The 24543-nt window shown below is 39.2% G+C and carries 19 protein-coding genes and 2 pseudogenes; 7 read left to right on the top strand and 14 right to left on the bottom strand.

Annotation, left to right across the window (positions count from 1 at the left end; all coding sequences use genetic code 11):
- Window positions 1–89: 89 nt before the first annotated feature.
- The 5 genes from IPK31_10590 to IPK31_10570 all read left to right on the top strand — a co-directional run bounded on the left by IPK31_10590 (window position 90) and on the right by IPK31_10570 (window position 3184).
- Window positions 90–647, top strand: coding sequence for a hypothetical protein (locus IPK31_10590; GenBank protein MBK8088346.1), 558 nt, complete (start codon window positions 90–92; stop codon window positions 645–647).
- 89 nt (window positions 648–736) lie between these two features.
- Window positions 737–937 (top strand): hypothetical protein, encoded by a 201-nt coding sequence (locus IPK31_10585; protein ID MBK8088345.1) that lies wholly within the window; start codon window positions 737–739, stop codon window positions 935–937.
- Between the two features lies 1 nt (window position 938).
- The gene (locus IPK31_10580) at window positions 939–1409 is read left to right on the top strand and encodes a hypothetical protein (GenBank protein ID MBK8088344.1); all 471 of its coding nucleotides are present in this window, start codon (window positions 939–941) and stop codon (window positions 1407–1409) included.
- On the top strand, window positions 1388–2596 hold the full coding sequence (locus tag IPK31_10575; protein MBK8088343.1) for a T9SS type A sorting domain-containing protein: 1209 nt from the start codon (window positions 1388–1390) through the stop codon (window positions 2594–2596). The genes IPK31_10580 and IPK31_10575 overlap by 22 nt, the downstream gene beginning before the upstream one ends.
- Window positions 2597–2626: 30 nt before the next feature.
- Complete coding sequence (locus tag IPK31_10570) at window positions 2627–3184, top strand: hypothetical protein (protein ID MBK8088342.1); 558 nt, start codon at window positions 2627–2629, stop codon at window positions 3182–3184.
- A gap of 85 nt (window positions 3185–3269) precedes the next feature.
- Here the strand turns inward: IPK31_10570 and IPK31_10565 are convergent, their stop codons facing one another.
- The 9 genes and pseudogenes from IPK31_10565 to IPK31_10525 form a co-directional block, all read right to left on the bottom strand.
- A complete protein-coding gene (locus tag IPK31_10565; GenBank protein MBK8088341.1) occupies window positions 3270–4148 on the bottom strand; it encodes a TraR/DksA C4-type zinc finger protein in 879 nt (292 codons plus the stop codon).
- Window position 4149: 1 nt separating this feature from the next.
- A pseudogene (gene ileS, locus IPK31_10560) lies at window positions 4150–7933 on the bottom strand (isoleucine--tRNA ligase).
- 113 nt (window positions 7934–8046) lie between these two features.
- Window positions 8047–8718, bottom strand: coding sequence for an HmuY family protein (locus IPK31_10555; GenBank protein ID MBK8088340.1), 672 nt, complete (start codon window positions 8716–8718; stop codon window positions 8047–8049).
- Between the two features lie 24 nt (window positions 8719–8742).
- A complete protein-coding gene (locus tag IPK31_10550) occupies window positions 8743–9792 on the bottom strand; it encodes a TonB-dependent receptor (GenBank protein ID MBK8088339.1) in 1050 nt (349 codons plus the stop codon).
- Window positions 9770–10888, bottom strand: coding sequence for a TonB-dependent receptor (locus IPK31_10545; GenBank protein ID MBK8088338.1), 1119 nt, complete (start codon window positions 10886–10888; stop codon window positions 9770–9772). The genes IPK31_10550 and IPK31_10545 overlap by 23 nt, the downstream gene beginning before the upstream one ends.
- 212 nt (window positions 10889–11100) lie before the next feature.
- The gene (locus tag IPK31_10540; GenBank protein ID MBK8088337.1) at window positions 11101–12405 is read right to left on the bottom strand and encodes a PepSY domain-containing protein; all 1305 of its coding nucleotides are present in this window, start codon (window positions 12403–12405) and stop codon (window positions 11101–11103) included.
- A gap of 102 nt (window positions 12406–12507) precedes the next feature.
- Entirely contained in the window at window positions 12508–14148 is a 1641-nt protein-coding gene (locus IPK31_10535) for a TonB-dependent receptor (protein MBK8088336.1), read from the bottom strand.
- A 2-nt stretch (window positions 14149–14150) separates the two neighbouring features.
- On the bottom strand, window positions 14151–14954 hold the full coding sequence (locus IPK31_10530; GenBank protein MBK8088335.1) for a TonB-dependent receptor: 804 nt from the start codon (window positions 14952–14954) through the stop codon (window positions 14151–14153).
- Between the two features lie 115 nt (window positions 14955–15069).
- Window positions 15070–16011, bottom strand: a complete 942-nt coding sequence (locus IPK31_10525; protein MBK8088334.1) for a helix-turn-helix transcriptional regulator — start codon at window positions 16009–16011, stop codon at window positions 15070–15072.
- A 268-nt stretch (window positions 16012–16279) separates the two neighbouring features.
- On the opposite strand from IPK31_10525, the pseudogene gyrB reads away from it, so the two are divergent.
- Both gyrB and IPK31_10515 read left to right on the top strand, forming a co-directional pair.
- A pseudogene (gyrB, locus tag IPK31_10520) lies at window positions 16280–18266 on the top strand (DNA topoisomerase (ATP-hydrolyzing) subunit B).
- Between the two features lie 178 nt (window positions 18267–18444).
- A complete protein-coding gene (locus IPK31_10515) occupies window positions 18445–18642 on the top strand; it encodes a hypothetical protein (protein MBK8088333.1) in 198 nt (65 codons plus the stop codon).
- Window positions 18643–18721: 79 nt separating this feature from the next.
- Here the strand turns inward: IPK31_10515 and IPK31_10510 are convergent, their stop codons facing one another.
- From IPK31_10510 to IPK31_10490, 5 genes are all read right to left on the bottom strand, one after another.
- Complete coding sequence (locus IPK31_10510) at window positions 18722–19378, bottom strand: hypothetical protein (protein ID MBK8088332.1); 657 nt, start codon at window positions 19376–19378, stop codon at window positions 18722–18724.
- A 133-nt stretch (window positions 19379–19511) separates the two neighbouring features.
- Entirely contained in the window at window positions 19512–19877 is a 366-nt protein-coding gene (locus tag IPK31_10505; GenBank protein MBK8088331.1) for a DUF4870 domain-containing protein, read from the bottom strand.
- A gap of 168 nt (window positions 19878–20045) precedes the next feature.
- Entirely contained in the window at window positions 20046–22676 is a 2631-nt protein-coding gene (locus tag IPK31_10500; GenBank protein MBK8088330.1) for a TonB-dependent receptor, read from the bottom strand.
- 103 nt (window positions 22677–22779) lie between these two features.
- Complete coding sequence (locus IPK31_10495) at window positions 22780–23487, bottom strand: response regulator transcription factor (GenBank protein ID MBK8088329.1); 708 nt, start codon at window positions 23485–23487, stop codon at window positions 22780–22782.
- A complete protein-coding gene (locus IPK31_10490) occupies window positions 23487–24530 on the bottom strand; it encodes a histidine kinase (protein ID MBK8088328.1) in 1044 nt (347 codons plus the stop codon). Before IPK31_10490 ends, IPK31_10495 begins: the two co-directional genes overlap by 1 nt.
- Window positions 24531–24543 lie beyond the last annotated feature (13 nt).

Below are 24543 nucleotides of genomic sequence, written 5' to 3'. Positions count from 1 at the left end.
TTCGCATTAAAGGCGAATAGTTGATCATTAATGGATTGAATACTGGCTTACTTTAGTACAAGTATATTCCACCAATAAATCCCATTGTTATGAACAATTTTACCCTTTGTATTATCAGCCTCCTCTTTCTTTTTACTTCCTGCTCAGAGGTTCGTTATGCCTATTCGCCTGTTGCGCCAAATACTCCCGGCTTTAAAGAAAAGAATGAATCGAGGCTGGCAGCAACTGTATCAATTGGAACTTATTCAACTCTGGAATCTACTGTCGATCAAAACACAGAACTAAACCTGAATCTTCAATCGGCTTATGCCATCACCAATCATTTTGCTGTACTGGCATCTTATTCAGGTACCATTAAAGAAAGGGATCAGGTTCAATACAATGATAATTCTTCTACTTACACTGACATGGTGAATTATAAAAGAAACCAGTTTGAATTAGGTGCAGGAATTTTCTACCCGCTTACAAATAACAAGTCGATCATATTTGAATGTTTTGCAGGATATGGTTTTGGAAAGCTGAAAATTACAGACAGGTATACTCAAAACGGAAACACAACTTCATCTGGGTTTTACAATGCCAGTATCAATAAATTTTTCATTCAGCCTTCACTATCATTACATCCGGGAAAAAACTTTTTTTTCTGAGTCTTGGTTTTAAATATGTCAATACCGGGCACTCTGCAATCAATACAAGTTATACAGAACAGCAAACGCTTGATTATTATCTCAAGGATATGAGCGTATCCCGTGTTCAATTTATTGAACCCTTTCTTGCAACCAACTTTCGTTTTAAAGATGCGCCATGGCTGATGCTGCAATACCAATTTTATTATACTGATCAAATATCAGCCCAGTTAGTCTATTACAGAATCAGCCATAATAATCTTGGAGTTGTTATTGATCCAAGGCTTTTATTCTTACGAAAGAAAAAATAAAATGAAAAAGTTATCAATCATCTTTGTCATATTAAACCTTGCCTTTACTGTTTTCGCACAAGAGCCAAAATGGTCTGGTCTAAAATTACTGGCAAGTAAATCTTTTGATTACAGCGGTTCAATCTATACCGACAGGCATGATAACTATTATATAATAGGATCATTTCTAAACATTCAGAATATAGGCGCCGGAATATTTGACAACTCTTCTTTTTCTATTAACTGCGAAGTTATCTCTCATCAACCAATTGCCACATTTTCTGGATTTCTCTTACGGTTCGATTCAATAAAAAATCTAAACTTATCGATATTTGTGGATGGCGCAACCTTAGGTCGGGTATTTGTAGATGAAGCAAGTAATATGTATATCTCCGGAACTTACCAGCAGGGTGCTTCAAGTAATGGTTTTATAAAAAATATTCTAAAACAGGCCTTCTCCTATGGACTAAAATGGTTCAGAGTTATTCTTTAAGTGGATATGCAACGGATGCTCCAATTACGTCACTAGATTTATTTAATGATGGTTCGATTGTAGCATCTGTGTTTTCATATGGTGATCAGACATCAGCATTCGGCAAAACTATTTACGGACAAGGAAGTTTCATTGTGAAATTATTACCTGACGGAGAAGTGCAATGGTACGATAAAATTACTTCAACCTTAGGTATCGGAGTATATAGGGTAAAGTTTGATGATTATGGAAATGTTTTAGCTGGAGGAAATGAAGCAGAAAATACGTATGGTACCTATCATGCCTTTATCTCAAAATTGGATAAATCTACTGGAAATATTATTTGGAAAAAAGACTTTAAAAGCAAAGGCATTCCTTATATAACTGCTATCCAACACAATGAGAATGGCTATTATTTCGGAGGCTATTATGGAATAGAAATTACCATCGGAGACAGTACCTTTTTGTCCCCAGACAAATCGGGCATTTTTATCTTACAATGTGACAGTTCCGGCAATATTCTCTGGATAAATAAAGCTGATGGTCCCGGCATAACCCGTATCTCTGATATTGCAGTAGCAAAGACAAATGATATCTATGTTACAGGATCTTATTCTGATGGGTTTAAGATTAACGATACTATTTATACTTCAAAAGGGCATACTGACTTCTTCATTTACTCGTTAGGCGGTTCAGGACAGTTTAAATGGATGAAAACTGGTGGCAGCAATATTCCAGCACATAATGGAGATTGGTTTTACAATGAATTCGGATCAAGTATTTCAATTGACAGTAAAAATCAAATTCATATTCTTGGAGAAACAATTGGGTCTGGTAACTTTGGAAACTTAAAATTTCAAGTTCCTGAAGAATCAGGAAAAAACGTTTTCTGGTTAACTCTCGGGGAAAAAGACTCGAGCTATACCGTTTTTTCATCTTGTACAGAAAGCGTTGTGGTTGACTCAATATTCTCAATTTCTGTTTATCCCAATCCATTTATACAATCTGTATATATTAAAAACTTGAAAAAGGAGAATTCATACAACATTACATTTTCCAATTCAATTGGTCAGGTTCTTAGTAAAAGGACAGTATCAAATACAAGTAATTCGGTTTTTAATCTTTTGCATAGCGCAGCTACAGGGATATATTTTTTAAACATCACAAGTAAAGAGTTTTCTAAAACCTTCAAATTGATAAAACAATAGCTATTCTATTATTAACTCAACTGTAATAAATTGAAAGCCCTTTTATTGATATTTTGTTTCCTCCATCTTTCTGCTTCGGCCATCTCAAACGTTTCAGTGTCAATAAATAATAATCACACCGCAATAGCACAAAACAATAAAATTGAAAAAAAGAAACCCTTTAAAAGCTTTCTAAAGACTATAGAAACAATTAATGGGCATAAGTTGAAAACTGCAGACAGAATGAAACTTAGAGTTCTTTATCACATAATGCGATTCTCTGATCACACACAAAAGAGTACAAATCGATTAGTGTTATTCAGTTTAATTTTCTCATTAACAGGTCTACTTATAATTGCAGCCATCTTTATAATTGGACTATACAGCTTTATTGGTTTAGCCTTTTGTATAACAGGTTTCATCTTAAGTATCATTGCATTTAAAAAAGAAAAAGAACAGCCTGGTTTTCTTAGCAAAGGCAATAAGCTAAAAGCAAACATTGCCTATATAGCCGGAATACTTGGCATATCAATTTCAATCTTATTGATTCTGATTATTCTCATCTTTGGATTTATTGCCGGTGGAATAGCAGGTGTTTCCATGGCATAAACTTTACTGAATTGAACCAGTCTGTCAATAACACAAAAAAATCCCGCAATTAAAGCGGGATTTTTCTATTTACAGAAAATGTAATTTATTCTCCTGACACCTGCGGGCCTCTTACAATTCCCATCTTGGCTTCCATACTTAAAGTAGCATGGGGTACTGCACGCAGGCGGGCTTTATCAATAAGCTTTCCTGTTACGCGGCAAATACCATAGGTTTTGTTTTCAATACGCATCATGGCTTTTTCCAGGTGATCAATGAAAGTGATCTGGCGGCTGGCCATCTGGCTCAGTTGCTCTCTTTCCATACTTACACTGCCATCTTCCATGGTCATATAACGGCCGTCATCACCATCGCCACCTGTTTCATCCTTACGGGTAATTAATCCCTGCAGATAACCCAGTTCCTTTTTGGCTGATTCCAGTTTACGCTGAATCAATTCCCTGAATTCAACCAGGTCAGCATCATTGTAACGGATCATTGGTCCCTGTGGTTTTTCTTCTTCAGCCTTATCTAATACTGATTTCGTAAAATCGGGCTGGTAACGTACGGATGTTGAAACCGAGGTTTTAATGGGTTTAATTTCCTTTGCAGGCAACGGTTTCTTTGCTTCTTTTTTCAAATCTTTAATCGCTTGTTTTACAGTTGGCTTAATAGCACTTGCCGCTGCCGGTTTGGCAACAATGGGCGCATGTTTCTTTACTTCAGGTGCTTTTGCCACTGGTTTTACAACCGGCTTGGCTACCTTTTTTTCAGGAGCTTTCGCTGCTGGTTTCGGAGCAGGTTTTGCTGCTTTCTTAGGTGCAGGTTTCGCTACTGGCTTGGCAACCGCTTTTTTAGGAGCTGGCTTCCCGCCAGATGGGCGGGCAGGTTTTGCAGCAGGTTTCGCTGCCTTTACTGTTTTTTTAGCAACAGGTTTCGCTACTTTCTTGGGAGCAGGTTTTGCTGCTTTCTTTTTTATTGCCATTCTATCCTCCTTTTTTGGATACTTGTACTTTTATAAGAATGTCATTTATCTCAACTTCAATGCCATCCTTTAATTGCGGCACAAGGTCGAGATTATCTGCCAAAATTTCGGCGCAAATATAGGATTTAAATTGAGTGATGGAAGATCGCAGCTTTTCTTCGTCGCTTACCTGCACTGCAATACGGTCTGTCAGATCAAATCCACTCTCTTTCCTGATCTTTTGAATCCGGTTCACCAGCTCCCTTGCGTTCCCTTCATCCTGCAATTCTGGCGTAACTGTTACGTCCAGTGCCACGGTAACTGCTCCCTTATTGGTTACCATCCATCCCGGCACATCCTCGCTCACAATTTCTACATCTGTCAAATATAATGGAACAGTTTCATTCTCAATCAACAGGTTATAAACAGTTTCTTTTTCAAACTGGCTGATTTGTTCCTGCGTGAACTGGGCCAGTGCCGCCGACACCCCTTTCATCTTCGCTCCCATCTTTTTACCCAGGGCCACAAAGTTGGGCTTGATCTTCTTTTTAATAAAGGAATTATCAGCTGTGAGGTATTCAATTTCCTTCACATTCACTTCGCTCATAATGATATCTTCCACTTTTTCAAACTGTTCCTTCATGGTTGTGCTCAACACAGGGATCATTACTTTCTGCAATGGCTGACGAACCTTGATATTTACTTTTTTGCGGAGAGATAGTACTAATGATGAAGCATCCTGCGCCAGCTGCATGCGTTCTTCCAATGCTGCATCAATGATTGCTTCATTGGCAACAGGGAAATCAACATGATGAATGGAGTCAGCTTTGAAGCGGTTGCTCACTTTGTTTAACTCACTGAATATTGCATCACTGAAGAACGGCGATACTGGTGCCATCAACAGCAAAACTGTTTCAATACATTCATACAATGTTTGATAAGCACTGATCTTATCCTGCTCATACTCTCCTTTCCAGAAACGGCGGCGGCATAAACGTACATACCAGTTGCTGAGATGTGCATCTACAAACTCTTCAATCAAACGGCCGGCCTGTGTTGGTTCATAATCATCCATTGCTTCATTCACTTTTTTAATAAGTGTATGAAGTGATGATAAAATCCAGCGGTCAATTTCCGGGCGATCTTTCAAAGGAATAGCCGCTTCTTTAAAGTCAAAACCATCCACGTTTGCATACAAAGCAAAGAACTGATAAGTATTATAAAGTGTACCAAAGAACTTACGCTGTACTTCTTTGATGCCTTCAATATCAAATTTTAAATTATCCCATGGCGATGCATTGGTAATGAGATACCAGCGTGTGGCATCAGCTCCAAACTTTGCAATGGTTTCAAAGGGATCAACCACATTACCCAAACGCTTACTCATTTTGTTGCCGTGCTTATCCAGCACCAAACCATTACTCACTACAGTTTGGTAAGCAACGCTGTCATAAACTAATGAAGAGATAGCATGCAGTGTATAAAACCATCCTCTTGTTTGCTCGACACCTTCTGCAATAAAACTTGCCGGATAGAGATCTTCAAAATTGTTTACACCTGCCGGTAATTTGAACGGATACTTTTCTCCCTTCTTCACCTTCTCATGATCAAGTCCCCACTGTGCATAAGGCATAGCACCACTGTCAAACCAAACATCAATTAAGTCATCAACTCTAACATATAAATTAATATTATCCAATGAGCCATTTCTTGAAAAAACAATTTTATCGATAGACGGTTTATGAAAGTCAATATCAGTAAGATTAGCATCAGTAATTTCAGTAATGTATTTTTCAATTATCTTTAAACTGAATCTAAATTTATCTATTAATATTTCCTTAGTAAATCCATTCTTCTCGACCAACTCTCTTAAATGATCAAAAGAAATATAACTAAAGCTGTTGGGGTCAAATGACTTGTTGTACTCATTAATAGTATTTACTAAATCGTTGTCCTTATTTATAACATCTGTTGCTAATCTATCAAAATCAATTAAAAATCCTTTACATCCCCATCCACCAGTAGAGTTGACATTTTTTAAATCATCTCTTGTCCCAATACAGATCTGGTCAAAAGGCTCACTAGTTCTTTTTTCATCAAAAAACTCTCTGTTCGTATTCTCTGATTTGTAATTAATATCAGGATCAGCTTGTCCGCATTTCCAAATAGGCAATGGCGTACCCCAGAAACGTGAACGGCTGAGATTCCAGTCCACCATATTTTCCAGCCAGTTACCAAAGCGGCCTTCACCTGTTGACTTTGGCTTCCAGTTGATGGTTTTATTTAATTCAACCATCCTGTCTTTGATGGCAGTTGTTTTAATAAACCATGCATCTAAAGGATAATACAGAATCGGTTTATCAGTTCTCCAGCAATGCGGATAACTGTGTTCGTATTCTCTACTTTAAACGCCCTGTTTTCTTTTTCAGTTTTACGCAGATGTCAACATTTACATCTTCATAACTCGGATCGTCTTTATAATTCTTTACATAACGGTTGCTGAACTCACCCATACCATCCAAAAACTTTCCTTCCCGATCAACCATGGTGAGAATTCCAATGCCGAATTTCTTCCCTACCCTGTAATCATCTGCACCAAAAGCAGGAGCAGTATGAACGATACCTGTACCATCTTCAGTAGTTACAAAATCGCCGGGAATAACACGGAATGAATCGCCGCCGGTTTCTTTATTGGCTTCGTACGGAAGCAACTGTTCATAGCGGCATTCTTCAATTTCTTTTCCTTTGAATGTGGCTACGATTTTATAAGGCAGTTGTTTTTTCTTCACCAGTGCATCGAATGCTGATTTTAATTCAACCTTTTTTTCAACCAGGAATTCATCACTGCCATGATTGAACCAGTTGTTGACCGCATCATAAATTTCTGCGCCTTCTTCAAACTCATCCACATGTTCAGGAAAATATTTATGCAGTAGCGCTTTCGCTAATACAACTGCACATGGTTTACCGCTATATGGATTGAATGTTTTTACCAGAACATAGTCAATGTTCGGACCAACAGTTAAACCGAGGTTGGAAGGCAATGTCCATGGGGTTGTTGTCCATGCAAGGAAATAGACCTCACACCCCGCCCTCTCCAAAGGAGAGGGAGCTGAATACGCAGCATCAAACAAAAACTTGCTGCGTTCATTCTTCACTGCCTTAAACATAGCAACAGCAGAAGTATCTTTTACATCCTTGTATGTTCCGGGCTGATTTAATTCATGTGAACTTAAACCTGTGCCTGCAGCAGGTGAATAAGGCTGAATACTTACGCTTTCATATAGCAACCCTTTCTTGTACAACTGTTGCAGCAACCACCAGAGTGTTTCGATATATTCATTCTTGAAAGTGATATAGGGATCATTCAAATCGACCCAGTATCCCATTTTTTTGGTGATATCATCCCACTTGTCTTTATAACGCAATACCGCTTCCCGGCATTTTTTGTTGTAATCTTCAACAGAGATCTTCACACCAATATCTTCCTTGGTGATGCCCAGTTCTTTTTCTACTCCGAGTTCAATCGGAAGTCCATGAGTATCCCATCCGCCCTTGCGTTTTACCTGGAAACCTTTCATGGTTTTGTAGCGGCAAACCAGATCCTTCAGCGTTCTGGAAATAACGTGGTGAATACCGGGCATACCATTGGCGCTGGGTGGACCTTCAAAAAACACAAAGGGTTGGGCACCTTCCCGCACTGCAATACTTTTTTCAAATGCCTGTTCAGTTTCCCACCTGGCTAAAATCTCCTGTTCAATGGAGGGCAGATTCAACTGCGAAAATTCTCTGTACTTCACACTCATGATTCTCTCCTGTCTTAGTTTTATAAAAGTGGCCAAAGGTAAGAAAGTTCGGGGGTGATTGAAAACCAAAAAGCCCCCGTATTCTGGAGGCCTTTTACCACTTTAATCAACAATTAGAAAGTCTTGCTTCCGTTTGACTGGAAAGTATAACGGAAAGTATAATAGCGTTGTAAATAGGTTTTGTCAGCATCTGATGCAGTTGTTGACAGTGTAACCCCACCTTTATAAAAATTGAGGATCTCCACTTTTGCATATTTACCACTTGCGGTGCGGACGATGAGTGTACGGCCTGCAATAGGAGTCAGCAATACATTTACACCATCATAATTGTACCATCCTTTGCCTGAACCCTTCACAATGGCATAACTTACCGGGTGATTATCGATACGAAAAGTTGAATCAACTGATACGCTTGTTACATCAGCAAAATTGGCAACCTGAACAAAAGCACCACCAGTACCTGGTCCGCTTGTAGCATTGTTTACACGAATAGTTGAGCCTGCAAAAGCAAGATCCCATTTTGCTGTTGCTGAATCACTGTTGGCAATCCATTGGTTGGTTTCTAAACTGAAGAAACCGTAATGACCGGTTCCAATTGGCTGGCCCTGTGCAGTAACTGTAACGATTGTATCGGCCGGAAGATTCTTCACAGTTACAATTTTACCGCTAACTTCTACTTTATAAGCACCCGGGTCTGCCTGTTGTAAAGGTGTTTTTTCTTTTTTACATGCACTCAGAATCATTATTGCTGCAACTGCTGTTGATAGGATGAATTTTGTTTTCATTACTTGTTTTATTTATTGTTTCGTTTATTGTTTACGTATAAAATTGTATTGGATGGATGCATACATAACTCTGCCGGGAAGGTTGGGTAAATACCCTGCATCCTGGTAATTGAAGATGTTATCCATTCCTGCCTGCAGACGTATGCCGTTTTTAAACTCTTTCCCTGCTGAAACATTGATGAGTACAAAGGCATTTCCAAATTCATCTTTCACATCATACACAGTATTGCCGCTTGTATTGCTTACTGCCCATTTGCTGCGATATACTGCACGGGCCGTGGCAAAAAATTGCTGTTCATTTTCATAGGTGAGCTTCAGGTTAGCCATATGCTTGCTTCTGTTGGCCAAACCAACATATTCACTGCGTAATAAAGTACGGCTGATATTACTTGCATCTCTTACTGATTCCTTACCGCTTTTTATGCGTTTCAATTCTTCCTTATCAGCAGTGAACAAAATCTGGTATCCGCCTTTCACTGTTACGAATTTTATTGGAGACCAGCTCGCTTCAACTTCTCCGCCTTGTGTGTATGCTTTTTTTACATTGATATAACTGTAAATCTGTGTACCATTTGTTCTTGTTGCCACCTGTCTTACTTCAATCAACCCGTCAATATCATTACGGAAAGCATTTATTTTAAAGGACAGATTTTTTGCTGCGAGAATTGTTGCACCTGCATTCATTCCTGTACTGTACTCAGGAGTAAGTGTACTCAACTTACTGAAGTCACTCATCAACTCTGCTATTTCACCACGCTGCTGTAATGCAGTGATTACTTTGATTGCATCAATAGAACCAAACACTGAATAACCGCCGGCAGAAATATTGGTAAAGTTGAGATAGAGCTGGCGGAAATCGGGAGCTTTAAATCCTCTTCCGATTGATGCATTAATATTTATTCTTTTGCTGACACTGTAACGAACGGCCAACTTTGGACTGAATGCAGCTGCAAACAAACGGTTATCATCATAACGTAAACCGGCAATCACAGAAACTTTTTCATTGGGTATCCACTCATGCTGCAGAAAACCATAAGCAATTCTGTTTTGTTTATAATTGCTGCTTGTTATCATAGCGGGTTGATCTTGCTTCATCAATGATATAACCTGCGCCAACTGTCAGGTTCATCTTTTTAAAGCTGATATCTGTTTGATTTTCGGCACGATAAAACCGCTGACGGAATCCATCATAATAAATACTATCTGGTTTTTCTTTAAAGCTTAATTTTTCAGAGCCATCAAAGATGGTGCTGTATAAACGCAGGGTTGAATTCACTTTACTATTGAAGCGGTGAGAAAGAGATGTATTAATATTCCAGTCATTATTGATCTCTCTTCCGTATGAATTACTGATTACTCCATTATTGGCCACTGCCAGTTCCTTTTTAATATAATCATATGCATTACGCACCGTCATATTCAGTTTTGTATCTGAACTGAAGTTGTATGCAAGTTGCAGTTGATTGGTAAACCGCCAAACAGGTTGAGGAAATCTTGCCTGTGAATTTGGCCGATAGGTAATTGCATCATTATACATTGCGTTCCCCATATATTTTACTGACAGCTTTTTAAAATATGTACCGGCAGTAATATTAAAATCAGATTGCTTAAATGTTTTTGAACCAACAGGAGCAGCCCATCCCAGATCAGGATTTCCAAAACCATAACGAAGACCTGCACTGAGTTGCTTTTTTCTGCTGTGATCCGTAATGATATTAATAACACCGGCCATTGCTTCTGAGCCGTATAAACTTGATGAAGGGCCTTTTACAATTTCAATCTTCTTAATATTTCCTACAGCTATACGGTTAATATCAAGCACACCTGCAGTTCTTCCTACTAATGGTTCTCCATCAATTAAGATCATTGTATAATCAGCACTTAAGCCCTGCATTTGCACACCTGCACCAAAGCCGCTGGTAATAAATAAACCGGTTGTTTCCTGTAAAATATCACGAAGCCTTAATGTACCGGCCTGCTGAATTTGTTTTTGAGAAATGATTGTTACAGGAACAGCTACATTACCCAGCTTACGTTCAGTACGTGTTGCTGTTACCACCACTTCGTTTAATAACTTAAAATAAGTGGAGTCAATTAACGGTACAGTATCCTGCGCAGATGCTGTAAAGCAACTCATGAACAATGCGATTCCTGTAATAATTTTTTGCATAAATAAATTCTACGCAAAAATGTATTAGTAACTCATCTTCATTATCACAGAACTGTCATCATGTTAAAAATGATGTTTGTTTGACTGTAGAATGACACTATGAAGAAATGAATCATATCAGTAACTGACAGCAATCATAAGACACATAAGAAATAAACCCCAAAGTCAATCGCTTTGGGGTTTACAATAAGATTTGCTGTACTTAGTGGTTATTATGCTTCTGTTTCCACATCTGTCAGAGAAACACGGTTATGTTTCCTCTTTTTCTTCAGTTTGTTATACCAGATAAGTGTTCCTGTAATTGGCAGAGTTGTAGCAATTAAGCAGGCAAGGAAGTAAAGAATTTTTGTAAAGGTTCCATATACATTCCCAACATGTATGGCTTTAATAGAGGCTGCTATTCTTTCATTAAAGGGCTTTCTCTTAAACAAATCAAGCTTCAGTACTTTTCCACTGTACTGATCCATTGTAATCCTGTCGCCGGCAGCCGGTGCAAAGAAGCCCACTTTTGTTTTAATGATCATTGTTTGTGCTTCAGCATTTGCTGGTAAGTTGATTACATAGTTACCATTATAAGTTAATAACTTATCTGCTTCACGTACATAATCAGCAATTGATAATTGAACAATCGGTATTGGTGATGCGTTTGTTGCCTGTTCATTTTGCTGCGGTGCTTTTCCTTCTCTGCGATTTCCGCCAGCTTCAGTACCCGGTCGGCGTCCTCCTCCCTTTCCTCTTTCTGCAGGTCTATAAGTACCTAATGTTTTCTGCATACCATTGCGGTACCATTCAAACGACCATTGAGGCCCGGTTAATCCCATCAGCAATAAAAAAATCAGTGAATAAAAAGCAAGTGTATTGTGCAGGTCATTATTCACCCGCTTCCATCCTGCATTCCATTTTATTTTTAAACCCTGGCGCCAATGCTTTACTTTTTGCGGGAACCAGATAATCAATCCTGTGATACAACCCAATGTAAAAATGATTGTAACCCACCCGCTAATCATGCTGCCAAGCTTTCTGTTCTCCACACCTTTTATCAAAGGCTGCTTCACTTTATCCAGCAAAAGCCAGCGATGAAGACTGAACATTGTCGACATGAATTCTTTTGTGCGGTTTTTCTCTTTTGAATTACCGGTTATTTCGCCTGTATAGGGGTTCACCATATAAGTAACTCCTCCTCTGGCAGTACTGTCACTTTTTGTTTTTACGTTGAACTGGTATGTACGGTTGAGTGCTGCAGGAATGGTTACACTTGTAATTGTGCCGCCGGAAACTGTTTTTATTTTTTCCAGTAACGTATCAACCGGAATGCGCTCGTTCCCTTCAACCGGTTTTGCTTTATATAAATGCGGTGCTGCTTTTTCAGTAAGTTCTGTATTAAAAACATACACTGTTCCGCTGAAGCAAATGGCAATTACAAACAGCCCGCTGCTGAGGCCTATCCACAAATGAATATCATTAAACAGTTTTCTTAGTTTCTGCCAGGTGCTCTTTTGTGTGGAATCTTTTGCCATTGCTTTAATTAATTATCTTCTTTACCGTTTGCCTGTTATGTGAAAAAGGGATCGCTGTGAAGCGAGTCCCCTTTTCAGACGTTATTTATTTACTTTTCCTGCTCAGAATTTATAAGCAATTGTTGCCACAAACTGACGTGGAGGAATTGGATTGATGCTGTAATTTTCATGTACATAATAACTTAAAACGTTTGCAAGATTTGAAACTTTCACAAGTAAAGAAAAACGTTTAATACTGTAGCCTGCAGATATATCAACGGTTGTAAATGCTTCTACAGGAATCAGTCTTGAGTAATTCTGTGCCTGACCAATTGTATTGTTCCAGCCTCCAAAACGCTTACCCACATAAAATAGCGATGTTCCAAATTTCAATCCATTCAATTTGCCTTTGCTGATAGTATAGAAAGCACTTGTATTAGCTGTATGCGCCGGTGTATTTACCAAACGATCGCCTTCTACATAACTGCCAATTTTATCAGGTGTATTGGTATAACGCATATCGTTATAACTGTAACCCGCAATAATTGAGAATCCCTTTAGAGGGTTAGCTGTAATATCAAGCTCCACACCATTGCTGGTTGTTTGGCCGGTAAGTTCTTTCAGGTTACTGTTGCTGTTTGGATTTCCGTTACGATCGAACTGTGCAGTCTGCGCCAGGTTATTGTTGATGATTTTATAAGCTGTAACATTAACAGTTAACTTTCCTTTCAACAGAATATTTTTCACTCCTAATTCGTACTGATCAATAATCGAAGGAGGTAGTACATTGTTGTAAACATCCAATCCCGTGTTGATAGCAAAGGAATTAGAATAGCTGGCGAAGAAAGAAACAGTTGGCTTCATGCGATAGACCAAACCAACACGTGGAGAAAATGCTTTATCAGTTTTCAATTTGGTTTTTGACTGTCCGCCTGTGGCAAGCGTGTCAGTTATTGAAGGCGTAGCCTCCTGTAATGACCAACGGATACCAACCAAAACTTTGATTTTTTCTGTTATGCTGATAAGATCCTGCACATAAGCACCTATTCTGTTTACTGGTGTCTGTACGAATGTTGTTCTTTTTGCCACAGGAATATCTGTGCGGCGTACAAATTTATTTGGATCAATAATGTTGATACTGTCGTAGATTTTTCCCTGTACATCGTAGTTGTATGTTTCAGTAAGATAACGGTCGGCATCAATACCTGCTAACAGAGTATGTTCAATTTTTCCGGTTTTGAATTTACCGTTCAGGTTCACCTGGCCTGTATAAAAATTTTCTTTTGTGTCTACACGACCCAGCGGACGACCCCAATCGCCGTTTGCTTTTGCCTGAATCCGTTCTACCGAGTAATAATCACGATCGAAGTTTTGGTACGAAGCCACACTGCTTAACTGCCAGTTATTATTGAACGCATGTTTAACGGTTGCAGAAGCAGTTGCCTGTTGTGTAATATTATATTGCCAATCGGTACCCATGAATGTTGAGCGATGCACATTCGGGATGATCGTGTTGTTCAATGAACCAATACCAAAATCAGGTGTGAAATCATGTTTCAGGTAATCACCTTCCACAACCAATTCTGTTTTAGCACCAAGCTTAAACAGGAAAGAAGGGTTTACATAGTAACGTGCAGAAGAAACCTTTGATCGATAGCTATCTGTTGTTTCAAACGTACCGTTCAAACGATAAGCAATTTTTTGGGTGATAGGACCATACACGTCAAAAGTTGGTTTCCACAAATCGAAACTCCCTGCACGCACACCTACTTCACCGCCAAAATCAAAGTTCGGTTTTTTGTTACCATGTTCAACACACCACCCGGCGCTACGTTACCATACAAAATAGCCGCACCACCTTTCAGTACTTCCACACTTTCCAGTGAACTTACTTCAGGCATTGCACCGCTGTTTACCCTTGAACCGTTGCGGAACATATTGGTAGAAGAAAACCCATAACCACGTGCAGAAAAACTTTCCTGTGTACTGGCTCTTGTTGTGCTCAGGTACACACCATTTACATTCTTTACAACATCGCTTAAACGTTGCGCCTGCTGATCTTTTATTACTGCTTCGCCTACGGTTGCAATAGCTTGCGGTAAATCCATTGGCTTGATAGCTGATTTACCAAACACCGTTACTCTGTCGTTTACGCTTCTGAAATAAGCAATCACAATTTCATTCAGCTCTTTTGCATTTTCTTTCAGGATAAAATTACTGTTCAGTATTTCGTTTTCGTGTACCTGTATTTTTTTCTCAATTGTTTGCAGACCTACAAAAGATACGATGACCGTATACTCACCTGCCGGTACATTATAAATCCTGTACGAACCATCTTCGAGAGTGATTGCTCCTTTATTGATTTCTTTTAATAAAATACTTACGTGTTCTGCAGCTTTGCCGTCAACTGTTGTTACTACACCTTTAATACCCTGCTGATCAACTGCTGTATGTACAGAAATAGGGTGATCAGTTGTTGCTACTGCGTCCTTAATACCCTGTTGTGCAAATATGGATGAAGCGATAAGTGTAAAAAGAATAATCAGTTTGGTTCTTAATTTCCGTTCCATTGATCTTATGTTTTTATAAGATGCAAAATTGCTTCACAGAAATCTTAATCGCTTACAGAATGAGGAAAAGCATTTACGCAAAACGGAAAGCTTCACTAAGAAAAAGAAAATGGAATTAGTAGGGTTTAAACAATAACTCACAGGGCTTCAGGCCTGTATGTTTTTTAAATGCAGTAGAAAAATGGGAGATAGAAGAATAGCCGAGCAGTGCACTTACTTCAGTAACGCTCAGCCCTTTTTCATATAATAAATATTTGGCGTGCTCCATACGCTGACTTTGATAAAAATCAAAAACCGTTGTGCCAAACATTTCTTTAAATCCTTTCTTTAAGTAACATTCGTTGGTTCCAACCTTGCGGCTGAGTTCTTTAATGGTGATAGGATCACCTATGCGTTGCAGTAAAATTTCACGGGCCAGGTTCATCTTATCACGATCCGCTTCGTTAGAAAGAAATTTGCAGGCGAAACTCTCTTCTGCTTTTTCTTCCACCAAACACTCAAGACCGTACAGTAACAGCGTTTGCAACTGGCTATTTACATAAATATTTTCAAGCGCATTGCTGTAATTATGCTGCAACAGATTTTCAAGAATTCCTTTTGTTCGGTTACAAAGATTCACAACAGTTGAAAAGGATTCCTTTTGTTTGAATGCAAGTATCTGGTCGCTCTTTGTTTGAACTGTTTTCCCTTTTACAAACTGGCTGAGATAAGATGCCGAATAATGGAAGCTGAAAACGTCAACAGTATCTGCAAACTCTCCGCATCGCTGCGATTGTGTTCTGCAAACGCCATTTTTACAGGCTGTGTTTGAACAGTATTTATTTCCCGAAATACAAAACCTCAGTTCAATACTCCTGTCTTTTTGCAATTTCGGTTGATAATTATAGGCAAGCATCCCCACATCTTCCATATTCCACTGAGGCTGCATTTTGTAACGCCTGATGCTGTAACTCACAGAGCCGGGGATCTGTTTTTCAACCTCATGCAGCAAGTCCAGCTCATGCATCATCAGAGGATGCCTGTGTGCCAGTGTGAGTATATCGTTCAATTGCTGCATAAGAGAACAAAGTTAAGACATTGAAATTTCACAGATCAGTCCCAAATGCCTGACTATTGTCATATTTTCAATACAATAAAGCTGATATGTATTTTTCTTACTAAAAATTATTCCTGAAATGAAGAAAATTTCCTCCTGAAAATCACCTGAAAAATTGTGGATTTTTTGGGTCAAAAACAGGCTTTAAAAACGCTTCAACCCGCTGCTTTTCCGTACATTTGTCCGAATATATTTTTACCTCACAAAACAGATTTCAGAGAAGCACAATATGAGCACAGATTTGCAGGAAAAAACACTCAGCGCAGCAGAACAAAATGCAGGTTACGGCGCAGACAGCATCCAGGTTTTAGAAGGTTTAGAAGCGGTTCGTAAAAGACCCGCCATGTATATTGGCGATATCAGTGAGAAAGGTTTGCATCACCTCGTCTATGAGGTGGTTGACAACTCCATTGATGAAGCCATGGGCGGTTACTGTAAAAACATTACTGTAAACATTCATGAAGATAACAGCATCAGCGTACAGGATGATGGCCGTGGTATTCCTACTGCCATGCATACAAAAGAAAAACGTTCGGCATTGGAAGTTGTAATGACAGTGCTGCATGCCGGTGGAAAATTCGATAAAGGCTCTTACAAAGTATCAGGTGGTTTGCATGGTGTGGGTGTAAGTTGCGTAAACGCACTTTCATCAACATTGCAGGTAACAGTTCAGCGTGAGGGAAAAATATTTGAACAGGAATATCACACCGGGATCCCAGCATATGCTGTTCGTGAAATTGGCAGCAGTAACTTAACAGGAACAAAAGTTCATTTCTGGCCCGACACAACCATCTTTACGGCATCGGTTTATAAAAAAGAAATTTTAGAAGCCCGTCTTCGTGAACTTTCTTTTCTGAATAAAGGAATCCGCATCGTTTTAAATGATTTACGTGAACTTGATGAAAGCGGTGCAACTTATACCAGCACTTTTTACAGCGAAGGTGGTATCAGTGAATTTGTTGAACTGATTGACAGTAACAGCAAACGCAGTCCGTTATTACCACAGGTTATTTACATGGACAGTCGTGATGAAGCATCGAATGTAGCAGTAGAAGTTGCCATGATCTATAACGACTCTTACAGCGAACATATCTTCTCCTACGTTAACAATATCAACACCATTGAAGGTGGTACACATGTAACCGGTTTCCGTCGTGCTATTACAAGAGTATTTACTGCTTACGGAAAGAAAGAAGGCATGTTTGAAAAAGCCAAGGTGGATGTAGAAGGTGATGATTTCAGGGAAGGGCTCAGCGCTATCATTTCTGTAAAAGTTCCTGAACCACAGTTTGAAGGACAGACAAAAACCAAACTCGGCAACAGTGAAGTAAGCGGCATAGTTGAAGTAACTGTTGGTAAAACATTAGAAGCTTACCTGGAAGAAAATCCGAGGGATGCCAAGAATATTGTTCAAAAAATTATTTTAGCAGCACAGGCAAGAGCAGCTGCACGTAAAGCCCGTGAACTGGTTCAGCGTAAAACTGTATTAAGCGGTGGCGGCTTACCAGGTAAACTGGCTGATTGCTCCGACAGAGATCCTGAACGTTGCGAATTATATTTAGTTGAAGGTGATTCAGCAGGTGGTACAGCCAAGCAGGGCCGTGACCGAAGCTTCCAGGCTATCCTTCCGTTGCGTGGTAAGATTCTGAACGTAGAAAAGGCAATGGAACATAAGATCTATGATAACGAGGAAATCCGTAACATGTTTACAGCCCTTGGTGTAAAGATGGGAACCATTGAAGATCCTAAAGCATTGGATATTTCAAAACTCCGTTACCACAAGATCATCATCATGACCGATGCCGATGTGGATGGAAGCCACATTGCCACTTTGATTCTTACATTCTTCTTCCGTTATATGACAGCTATTGTTGAGCAGGGCTATCTTTATATTGCTCAGCCCCCTCTTTACCAGGTAAAAAGGTAAAGACATGGCCTATGCATGGACCGAAGAAGAACGCAAAGCCTTTGCTATTCAGTTTGGCGGCGGAAAAGAAGACAGCGTAAATGTTCAGCGTTATAAAGGTTTGGGTGAAATGAACGCTGATCAGCTTTGGGAAACAACCATGAACCCCGGTAGCCGCTCCTTAAAACTGGTGACCATTGAAAGTGCAGCTGAAGCCGACAGGGTATTCAGCATGCTGATGGGCGATGAAGTAGCCCCAAGAAGGGAATTCATTGAAAGCCATGCAAAATATGCGAAGATTGATGTTTAAATGACTTATCACTGATTTACAATAATTTAGGCGGCCTTAATGGCCGCTTTTTTATTAAATTCAGGCAACCTGGTGCACTTGTGGAAAGCATTTTCAGTCATCTAAGGGGAAAATCTGTAATTTTAGCCTATGCCGGGTTGCCGGGATTATTAACTAACCCCCAAAAAATCATTAAGCTATGCAATTAACAGCGTATAATGTAAAGACAAAAGAAAAGAATGTTCCTATCTTAAATGCAGTTGTAGAACGTACAGCCAAAGGCGGATATATCGCAAAAGGTGATGATGGCAAAGGCAACAAACTGACCGCTTTACTGGGTGAAGCAAAAGCGTTGGCAGCTATCGCAGCAGGAACAGCAAAAAAAGGCTGGGACTAATTTTTCTGAATGATATTGAAAGGGTCGTTCTGCAAAATGCAGAACGACCCTTTTTTATGCGGTAATGCTTACCCTGCAATTAAAGTGGAAACCGGTAGGCAATAGCAGATGTTGCACGTTGAATTGCATTCTGAAAAGGATAATTCCAGTCAGTATGATTGGTAAACCGGGTGCTCCATACAGAATATCCTCCCCGTATTAAAGCACAGCTTACATACATATCACTGGTACGGGCGGCACCATAAGGCAGCGGTAACTTAGGTACTGTTTGTCTTACAATTCCTCCAATCACATCAATTCCCATTGCCACCTCGTCGCTGAGGATATGATTTTGAGTAACCTTAGCAGATACTACAGCATCAACACCTAATATTTTAGCCAGATCTGCCGGGTCCATTTCCCAGGAAGCTGAATCGGTGATGCCTTTCTCTTCGAGCAATTTTTTTGTGCGATCGGCACTTTGAAACTGTACCTGTGAATAGCGACGTAAGCGTGAATCCACATACTGCGACAGATCAATGTACAGAGCCTGATCCAAAAACTTTTTGTTTTGCCGGATGATCTGCTGCAGCTGTTCAGCACTAAGTTTTTTTGGAGTATTTCCTGTTACTTCAAGTTGAGCAGGGAGAATAGCAATTGTTCTGATGTTGAAACGATCAACACGTGCCTCCATTTTTCTCCGGGCACAGGATGAAATAATAATAAATAAAGAAGCAAGGAGTAGAACTTGTTTCATAAGCTACGGTTTAGGGTAAAAAATACAACTTGTCATTGAACTTAAAACAAGTCCAATGCCATAACTTATGAAACGTATCAACACTAACTTTTATTATACTTTGCTTAACAGAAGCTGCGTAAAACTACGATGCCTACTTAATGAACCGGATTGTAAACGGGTAACGGTATAAGATATCATCTGCCGCTTTTATAGATGCAATGATATATAGTATTAATGAGCCTATGCCTAAAGCAATCAACAAAAGAATACCTACCAGGAGCAATACCAGTATGCCACTGATCACAAAATAAATCAGCAATGAAATCTGAAAATTCAAGGCTTCTTTTGCATGCTCGGCAACATAAGGTGAATCATCTTTTTTTACTACATAGATTACAAGTGCCGGAATAAAAGAAAAGAAAATTGATAATACATGACAGAGAATAGCCATTGTGCGTTCATCGCTGCTGACATTGGCATACCTGGTTTCTCTTGTTTGAGCAAAGTTTTGTTCCATGAATGAAGGTTTAAGAATGTGTTTAAAATAATCGGTTAAAGCTTTTGGAAACAGCAACTTTGTTACACTTAAAAGTAAGACTAAAAACCCATTTCTAAATACACAATTTTACTGCATAAAAAAGCCCCCTGTAACAAATACATGAGGCTGATCATTCATACAATTATGCTACTGCATTCCCTGCATAGCGCCTTGCGATCCTTCGCTTTCCGCTTTAATATTTTTACGTTTAAAGATCGACATGTCCATTTGCCCGAACTTGTAAGCAAAGTTTATACGGAACATAGGTGCATCATTTAAACGGGAGCTGTTTTGAATATAGAATGAACTCGCCGAGTACTGATCGTATTTTCTTGTTTTGAAAATATCATTTACGTTAAAGGTTACGGTTGCTGCTTTGTTCTTGAGGAAGCTTTTTGAAATAGCTGCGTCAATACCATAGTTGGCTTTAATATAACCCTGCGCTGCACTTTGTGCGCCACCACCCATTGGCGGACCACCCATACCACTGTTTTGATTGACAGGCAAATTTGTTTTTGATTGGTAGGTAGCTGATAACTGCAACTTAAAATCTCCAGGCAATTTAAAGTTGTTATTCACTTTTGCAAACCAGCTCCACATGGCAGGTTGCGATGTGCCGGTAATATTATTGCTATTGATTTTTGAATTATAAATGTTGAGGTTCGAATTCAGATCCCACCACTTTGTAACAGTGTTCTGTGTGGTAAACTCAACACCATACGATTGGCTTGATTGTGCATTCTGATATGTACTCAACGGACGTTTTTCACCTGATGCCAAAGTGATCGTATCAAGGAAACGGGTAATTAAGTTAGTTGTGTATTTGTAATAAGCCGAAACCAAAACGGTATTACCGCCTTTGAAACTCTTTGAATACGATACTTCTGCGGAGTTCGTAAACTCAGGCTTTAAAGCTGCATTACCTCTGCTCCAGTTTAACTGATCGGTTGAATCAATAAATGGGATTACCTGCATAAAGAACGGACGGTTTACACGGCGTGTTACACTAAACTGCAGTTCCTGTTTATCAGTCAACTTTTGACTTAAGAACAATGAAGGGAATAAGCTCAGCGGATATTTATTGCTGAAGCTTTGTTTGGTATCTGTTAACTCACCTGTGTAATCAGAACTCTCTGCACGCAAGCCAATCTTATACCCGAAGCTGTTTATCTGATTGCCCACTGAAAGATAAGCTGCGTACACATTGTCTTTGTTTTTGTAATTACTTGTTGCATTCGGGATCAGCACATATTCACTTGTGAGATTATTGAACATGTAATTTTCCTGGTTATTCGTCATTGTACGTAACTGTATTCTTGCACCTGTTTCAATTTTACCGGCTTTGCCAAAAGGTTTTACATAATCTGTTTGAAGAGTTACGAATTTATTGGTACCGCTTCCAAGAATCTGCTGCAACACAGCTCCTGTTTTTGCGCCACCATCCGATGTATAGATACCGGTATTGTAATTAAGATTATTGCTGTTACGGCCATTAAAGATGTTGAAATCAGCTGTTAACTCTTCCCCCTGTTTAGGAAATAAATATTTAAACCCTCCCTGCACACCTGTAGCATTAAACTCTCTTTTGGTAGATGTTGTCCGGTTGCTGAAACTGATGTATGAGCCATTGCTGTAAGAACTATCAGTATTTAATACAGAACCGGGATTCATTTCACCATGTACTCTTATACCCGATAACGAAAGTGTTAAACGATTCGTTGCTAAATAATCAATACCTGCACGACCAAACAGAAAACCACCATTCATTATTGTATTACCCGTTTGATTGACTAATATGTTTGGAGTTGAAAGAAGACTGGTGATATCAGTTGCACTAACAGACCGGTTCTTCATCTGGTTACTAAATGCACTGAGCGAAAGATTGAACTTGTCCTGGCGAAGATTAAGACTTGCACCGCCATTAACAGCACCACGTTTATCTATGCCCATATTCACATTGCCATTATAACCGTTCTTTTTATTCTTCTTCAAAACAATATTAAGGATCCCTGCATTACCTCCTGAAGCATCATACTTGGCAGAAGGATTGGTAATGATCTCTACGCTCTCAATTGCATCTGCAGGAATCTGATCCAGCGTTAAAGTTGTTGGGCGGCCATCAATATAAATTTGTGGCGATGCATTACGCAACGTTACATTTCCATCAATATCTACATTTACCGATGGAACATTCTTCATTACATCAACAGCTGTACCACCTGCACTTACAATATTCTGATCTACACTGAATACTTTTTTATCAATATCCATTTTCAAACGTCCCTTCACTGCCGTTACAATCACCTCCGACAATTCTTTTACAGATTTTGCTAAACTCAGTTTGCCTAAATCTTTTTCAAAAGCTGAAGCCATTGCACTCATATCGGGCATTTGTCCGCCAGTTCCTGGCTTCGTTAGAGCTGAACCTGCAGGCATCTTTGGTTGAAATGTTACAGTTTGACTATATGCTTCAAATCCTGTTGCTGATACGGTTAATTTCAATGGACCGAAAATTGGCAGCTCTTCAAGATTAAAATCACCATTCGCTGCACTGATGGTTCCCTTCAGCAATACCTCCTTCGTCTTTTTTGTTGAGCTGTCGTATTTACTTTGCAGTACTATTATTGAAGCACCATCAACAGCTTTACCTGTACTATCTACTAACTTACCGAAAATACGACCAATAGCTGGCGCAGCCTGGTTAGCAGAGCCGGGCATTTGTGCTTTTGCTAAATGCATGGAAACAATTGCAACAAAAGCCAGAATAAACTTTTTCATGTGTGATAATTTATATTGTAAAAGTAGCCTGACAAACAGGCGTGGCTGAAGCAAATGAGACGAGAAGGGAAAATGATGCGACGAAATACGGAAGAAAACAAATCTATTCAGCACGGCCAATAACGGCGAAGAGTTTCTCCCTGAAATTATCGCTGATAGGAAGCTCCATATCCTGTATAAATACACTGCTTCTGCGGATAGAAGTAATGGCAGGAACAGCTATGATAAAAGACTTATGAATGCGAACAAACTGCTGCGTTGGCAATTGCTCTTCAACAGCTTTTAAACTCATGCGTGTAATAACAGGCTTCGGTGAACTTTTGAGATGGATTTTGATATAATCTTTCAATCCTTCGATCCAGGTTATATCGGCTTTCTCTACTTTAAGCAGGCTGTATTCAACATTTACAAAAAAGTAATCCTGCTGTACAGATTCCTGTTTGGGTTTCTGTTTTAATTGATACAGCTCATTGGCTTTATTACAGGCCTGTATAAAACGATTCAGCTCAACCGGTTTTAATAAGTAATCAACTACATTCAGGTTATATCCTTCCAGTGCATACTTTTCGTAAGCAGTAATAAGGATGAACATACATTGCTGCAGACTACTTTGTATAAACTGTAAGCCATTAAGCCCGGGCATTTGTATATCGATAAACACCAAATCAACCTGTTCCTGCTGCATAATACGTAATGCTTCCAGTGGATTACTGCATGCTGCCACCAATTCCAGGAAGGGAACTTTCTTAATGTTGTCCTCCAGTAATTCGAGCGCCAGCTCTTCATCATCTATTGCAATACAACGCAGCATTAATGCAGTTTTAATTGAAGTGAAACGGTGAACCATCCATCTTTCTTGTCGATCGTCAATGAGTAATCCTGATGGTATAATAAGTTTAGACGTCTTTTTACATTTGCCAACCCGATGCCCGAGGTTTTATCTTTCGGTTCATCAGTATTTGTATCATTGTATTTGTTCCGTACAGAAAAAAACAATTGTTCTTTTTCCACTTTCAAATTAATATCGATCTGAGCATTTTCAATTAAACCAACACCATGCTTAAACGCATTCTCCACAAAAGGAATCAACAGCATCGGTTCAATGGTATAAGCAATAGATGTCTGCTGCAACTCTGTGTTGATCTGCATATTCTTACCGAAACGCAGGCGTTGCAGATCAATATAGCTTTGCAGGTACTCTACTTCTTTATCGAGTAATACTTTGTCTTCGTCTGTTTCATACAGCATGTAACGCAGTAAAGAAGAAAGTTTAATAAGTGATGGCTCCAGTATATCTGATTTCTTTCTTGCCAGCGCCACCATATTGTTTAAAATATTAAACATGAAATGCGGGCTTACCTGCGAACGCAGAAATGAAAGTTCTGTCTTGAGATTTTCGTTTTGTTTTTCCTGTTTCTCACTGTCTTCAATAATTCTATCACGAATGGTACGAAATGCAGTGCTGGCTAAAATGATGAAAATAAATACAGGCAGGTTAAAGAAAAGGAAATTCCGCACTTTGTATTCAAACCCTTCTATAAATAAAGCAAACATAAAACGATCGGCCAGCCAAACAAACAGCAGCGAAGACAGTAATGCAATTATGTAACGTCCATATTTTTTTTGATAAAATAAAACAGGTATGAGGAAGTAGGTATTGAAATAAAAAAGAGCAATCCAGAGAAAGTTCTTTAAAAAATGCAGGTAATACATACCAAAGGGCTTTTCGTCTGCATGAGATGTGTTGTTCTCAGCAACGGGACGCAGTAAAAAAGGCAGGGCAAGGAATACAGCCCAGAATAAAACATGCATCCCGAAAACAACCCACCGGCGTGTATACCATTTACTGCTCATGTATACAAAGTAC

The organism is Chitinophagaceae bacterium (assembly GCA_016713085.1).
Lineage (GTDB): Bacteria > Bacteroidota > Bacteroidia > Chitinophagales > Chitinophagaceae > Lacibacter.
Note: the sequence above shows the minus strand (reverse complement) of the source record. Positions and strands in the feature narration are given on the sequence as shown.